3 protein-coding genes and 1 pseudogene are annotated in these 5349 nt (G+C 62.6%); 3 read left to right on the forward strand and 1 reads right to left on the reverse strand.

The window, feature by feature from the left end; all coding sequences use genetic code 11:
• On the forward strand, window positions 1–781 hold a 781-nt coding region (locus tag ACESMD_RS03000; RefSeq protein WP_372610204.1), incomplete at its 5' end, for a biotin-dependent carboxyltransferase family protein.
• Between the two features lie 154 nt (window positions 782–935).
• Window positions 936–2135, forward strand: a complete 1200-nt coding sequence (lhgO, locus tag ACESMD_RS03005; protein ID WP_372610206.1) for an L-2-hydroxyglutarate oxidase — start codon at window positions 936–938, stop codon at window positions 2133–2135.
• A 48-nt stretch (window positions 2136–2183) separates the two neighbouring features.
• Here the strand turns inward: lhgO and ACESMD_RS03010 are convergent, their stop codons facing one another.
• Window positions 2184–3902 carry a SulP family inorganic anion transporter gene (locus ACESMD_RS03010; protein WP_372610208.1) on the reverse strand — a complete coding sequence of 573 codons (1719 nt, stop codon included), beginning with the start codon at window positions 3900–3902 and terminating at the stop codon, window positions 2184–2186.
• A 137-nt stretch (window positions 3903–4039) separates the two neighbouring features.
• Here ACESMD_RS03010 and ACESMD_RS03015 point away from each other — a divergent pair.
• A pseudogene (locus ACESMD_RS03015) lies at window positions 4040–5172 on the forward strand (O-acetylhomoserine aminocarboxypropyltransferase/cysteine synthase family protein).
• Window positions 5173–5349: the final 177 nt, after the last annotated feature.

Consider the following 5349-nt stretch of genomic DNA (forward strand, 5'->3'; position numbering starts at 1 on the left):
ATGGGGAACGCCGGCGCTGGAAGTCACCTATGGCGGCCTGGAACTGGTGGCCGAGCGGCAGTTGACGCTCGCCATTGCCGGAGCGGACCTAGGGGCGACCCTGGATGGCCGTACTTGTCCCTTGTGGCGATCGATGACCATAGGCGAAGGCCAGTTGCTGGCCTTCGCTACGCCAGTCAACGGATTGCGCGCCTATCTGGCGGTGGCAGGCGGTTTCTGTGCGGCGCCGGTACTGGGCAGCGTGGCCTGCGTTGTCCGCGAGGGACTCGGCGGACACGATGGATTGGGTCACAAGCTGGCAGACGATACGGTACTGATGGTGGCAGAGTCGGCTTCCCGGATGGCGTCGGGCCAGTCGCTGCCCGATGCCCAGCGCCCCGACTATCGCTGGCCTCCCCGCCTCGATCTGCTGCCCGGGGCCCAGATCGAGGCCTTCAGTGGTGCAAGCCTCTTTGCGGCGTTCAACACGGAATGGCAGGTTGACGATCGTGCGGACCGGATGGGCGTTCGTCTGACGGGTCCCAGGCTCTACTGCAGGCTGACGACGATGATCTCCGAGGGAATCGCCCTGGGGGCGGTCCAGGTACCGCCCGACGGCCAGCCCATCGCCCTGCTCAATGATCGCCAGACCATCGGTGGCTATCCTCGCATGGGCACTCTGACGCCCCTTGCCGCCAGCCGCCTGGCTCAGTGTCTGCCTGGCCAGGCGGTCAGGCTCCAGACGGTGTCCCGGGAGCGGGCCTTGACCGATTACCGTGGCTTTCGCGCCGGCTTCCCGTGAGGCCTGTAGGTCACGGGAAAAACGCATCAGGGTAGCGGCCTGATCGGTCCGGCGCGCGAGGATCGCTTCAACCCATTTCTCCAGCTTAATGGAATCTACAGTGACGGCTAGATATTCTGTTCGAACGGCCCGGAACTGACAGCGGAGGTGTGCCTTGTACGACGTCATCATCATCGGGGGTGGCATCCTCGGTCTCTCCACTGCCATGCAACTCGCCGATGCCTTCCCGGATCGCCGCCTTCTGCTTCTGGAAAAGGAGGAGGGGCCTGCTCGACACCAGAGCGGCCATAACAGTGGCGTGATCCACGCCGGTGTCTATTACACCCCGGGAAGCCTCAAGGCGCGTTTCTGTCACCAGGGCAACCGTGCCACCCGTGACTTCTGCGACGCCCATGGCATCGACTACGAAATCTGTGGAAAGATGCTGGTGGCGACCAATGATGGTGATATGCAACGCATGAAATTGCTCTGGGATCGCGCCGGTGCCAATGGATTGCAGAGGGAATGGCTGGATGCCGATGCCCTGCGGGAGCGGGAGCCCAATATCACCGGCCAGGGGGCCATCTTCATTCCCTCCAGCGGCATCGTCGACTATGCCAAGGTCGCCGAGGCGATGGCCACCGAATTCCAGAAGCGCGGCGGCATGATTCGCTACGACCACCGTGTCACCGGTCTCGAGGAATACCCAGGCGAGGTGGTGGTGAAGACCTCCCAGGAAGATGTCTCCGGCCGCTATCTGGTGACCTGTTCGGGTCTGATGGCCGACCGGGTGGTGAGAATGCTGGGACGCGACCCCGGCTTCACGATCTGCCCCTTCCGTGGTGAATACTATCGCCTGGCGGACAGACAGCAGCGGATCGTCAACCATCTGATCTACCCGATACCCGATCCTGCCATGCCCTTCCTCGGGGTTCACCTGACCCGCATGATCGACGGCAGTGTCACCGTGGGGCCCAATGCCGTGCTGGCCCTGGCCAGGGAGGGGTATCGCAAGTCGGACCTGTCATTGCGGGATATGCTGGGGATGTTCACCCATCCGGGCATCCTCAAGGTACTGGGACGCACCCTGAAACCCGGCATCCGCGAGATGAAGAACTCCCTGTTCAAGCGAGGCTATCTCGAGGAGGTGCGCAAGTACTGCCCCAGCCTCTCGCTGGAAGACCTCCAGCCCTGGCCTGCGGGGGTCAGGGCCCAGGCGGTGTCACGAGATGGCCGCTTGATCGACGATTTCCTCTTCGTCAATACGCGACGCACGGTGAATGTCTGCAATGCCCCGTCCCCGGCGGCGACCTCGGCCATTCCCATCGGGACCCACATCGTCGAGAAGGTGAAGGAGCAGGTGGCCTTCGGCTGATCTCGAAATCCGAATCTCTCGCGACGATCGGTCAAATCCGACAGACTCCTAGCAGGGTTCGGGTTTCCGGCTGAGTTCTTTCCAGGCGGCGTAGGTGCTCAGGAAGACCCGCCCGGTCAGGTCTTCCAGGAAATCGCTGTTCTTGAGCTTGTCCATCACCGGTCCCTTGACCTCTGCCAGGTGCAGGGTCACCCCGGAGTCCTTGAGTCGTGCATTGATGGCATCGAGGCTTTCCAGAGCCGAGGCATCGATCAGGTTGACCGCGGAGCAGATCAAGACCACATGCTCGAGTTCGGGACGATTGGCGACCAGGGTGTAGACGGTATCCTCGAGATAGCGGGCATTGGCGAAATAGAGGCTCTCGTCGATGCGCAGGAGGGCCACCTGGCTCGTGGTTTCCGTGTCGTGGCGCTCGACATTGCGGAAATGCTCGGTACCGGGCAAGCGTCCGACCAGGGCGCTGTGAGGACGACTGGTCCGGTAGAGAAAGATGGCCACCGAGAGCAGCACGCCGGCGATGATCCCGGCTTCTACCCCTTCACCCAGGGTCAGCACGATGGTCAGGGCCATGGCCGAGAAATCGCCTCGCGAGTACCGCCATGTCTGGCGGATCATGGGGATGTCAACGAGTGTCAGCACGGCCACGCTGATGGTGGCTGCCAGGGTGGCAATGGGCAGATGGGCGAGCAGGGGGGTAAAGGCCAGGGTAACCAGGCCGATGCCGATGGCGGCGAAGAGGCCGGCCAACGGTGTCTGGGCGCCGGCATCGAAGTTGATCACCGTTCGCGAAAGGCCGCCTGTCACCGGCATTCCTCCCGAGAAGGCGGCCGCCAGGTTGGCACCGCCCAGGCCGATCAGTTCCTGGTTCGGGGAGATTCGCTGGCGGCGCTTGGCGGCGAGCATCTGTGCCATGGAGACAGACTCCACGAACCCTACCAGGCTGATCAGCAGGGCCGGCACCAGCAGTGATTGCCACAGCGATGAATCGAACCCGGGCAGCGTCAGGGGCGGGAGTCCACGGGGAATGTCGCCGACCACCGCCACCCCATGATCGGCCAGGCCGAACTGCCAGGTCACAAGCGTCGTGATGACCACGGCGAATACCGGTCCTGCCCGCGCCAGGAGGGTGGCAAGATTCTCGGGCAGGCCCAGGCTGCTCAGCGAACGCTTACCCCATCGGCGAACTGCCACCAGAAAGATCAGGCTGCCGGCGCCGATGGCCAATGTGGGCAAGTGAGTATCGGGCAGGTTACCCATCAGGTTGATCCCCAGCGAGGCCGCCGTGTAGCCCTGGGCCTCGATGCCCAGCAGGTGGGCTGCCTGAGTGGCGGCGATCAGGATGCCCGAGGCCGAAAGGAAACCGGCGATCACCGGGTGACTCAGGAAGTTCGTGAAGAAACCCAGCCTCAGCAGGCCCATCAGGGTGAGCATTCCTCCAGAGAGAAATGACAGCACCAGCGCGGCCTGGAGGTATTCGGGTGTGCCTGGTGTAGCCACCCCGGTCAGCGCCGCCCCGGTCATCAGTGCGATGATCGCCACGGGCCCGACCGCCAGGGTGCTGCTGGTCCCCAGCAGGGTATAGGCCAGCAAGGGCAGGATGCTCGCATAGAGGCCTACCACGGCAGGCAGGCCGGCGAGGATGGCATAGGCCAGCGACTGGGGAATCACCATGATGGTGACGATCATCCCGGCCAGCAGGTCGGCACCACAGAGGCGTCGGTTGTAGTGGGGCAACCAGGTGAGTATGGGCAGGTATCGCTTGAGCATCCGATGTCGTCGCAGGCCGGGTCGATGGGAGTACCGAGAGTACCGAGAGTACCGAGAGGCTCCTAGGCTATACGATATTGGTGCCGGGGTTGAGACTTGGTTTAGCATCCTGTTGAAAGACACTAAGAGGAAATGAAATGAAACGCGAGACGATTGCCCTGCATCATGGCTATGCACCGGACGATCAGCATGCCGCCGCTGTGCCGATCCACCAGACGACCTCCTTCGCCTTCGATAGTGCCCAGCATGGCGCCGACTTGTTCGACCTGAAGGTGGAGGGCAACATCTATTCGCGCATCATGAATCCCACATGCGCGGTGCTCGAGCAGCGTGTCGCGGCGCTGGAAGGCGGTATCGCCGGCCTGGCCGTCGCCTCCGGCATGGCCGCGATCACCTATGCGATCCAGACCATCGCCGAGGCCGGCGACAATATCATTTCGATCAGCGAGCTCTACGGCGGCACCTATAACCTGTTTGCTCATACCTTGCCTCGCCAGGGCATTCAGGTGCGTTTCGCCGACAAGGATGATCTCGAGGGTATCGAGGCATTGATCGACGCCCAAACCAAGGCGGTGTTCTGCGAGACGGTCGGTAATCCCTCCGGCAGCGTGGTGGATCTGGCCCGGCTCGCCGAGGTCGCCCATCGCCATGGTGTACCGGTGATCGTCGACAACACGGTTCCCACGCCTTTCCTGTGGCGCCCCATTGAACAGGGTGCCGACATCGTCATTCATTCCGCGACCTGGGTGAAGCCGCCTTCATCGGACGGGCTCGGGTGGTCCCGCTGCGCAACATGGGAGCGGCGCTCTCCGCCCAGGCTGCCTGGAACCTGCTGCAGGGGTTGGAGACCCTGTCACTGCGCATCGAGAGGATCTGCGACAACGCCCTGCGGGTGGCAAGATATCTTGAAGGGCATCAGTCGGTGACCTGGGTGAAATATGCCGGCCTGCCCAGCCACAAGGACCACGGGCTGGCGCAGAAGTACATGGGCGGACATGCCTCGGGAATCCTGAGCTTCGGCATACAGGGCGGCCGTGAAGCCGGTGCGCGATTCTATGACGCCCTGGGCATGATCCTGCGACTGGTCAACATCGGCGATGCCAAGACATGCTCTTCGATTCCTGCCTCCACCACCCATCGCCAGCTCAACGATGAGGAACTGGTATCGGCGGGCGTGACACCGGACATGGTGCGTCTTTCCATCGGTATCGAACATGTCGACGATATCCTCGCCGATCTCGACCAGGCATTGGCGGCCAGTCAGGCCTGATTCGCGCCCATGACGTGTGGCATCAGCTCGTCCCGGACGTGGCATCAGCCCCGTGGCGTGGATTGCATGGAGGCAGGTTTCGATTTTGTGGGAAAGTTGCGTTATCAGGTACTTGGGCCATCGCATGATGGTAGCCGAATGTGTGCAGCCTAGACAGTAACGGAAAGACGCTAGTTA

This window comes from Halomonas sp. (genome assembly GCF_041689495.1).
GTDB lineage: Bacteria > Pseudomonadota > Gammaproteobacteria > Pseudomonadales > Halomonadaceae > Halomonas.

What these genes read in the sequence shown, in the direction of transcription:
- ACESMD_RS03010 (WP_372610208.1), bottom strand. Translation starts at nt 3,902, where the DNA reads ATGCTCAAGCGATACCTGCCCATACTCACCTGGTTGCCCCACTACAAC.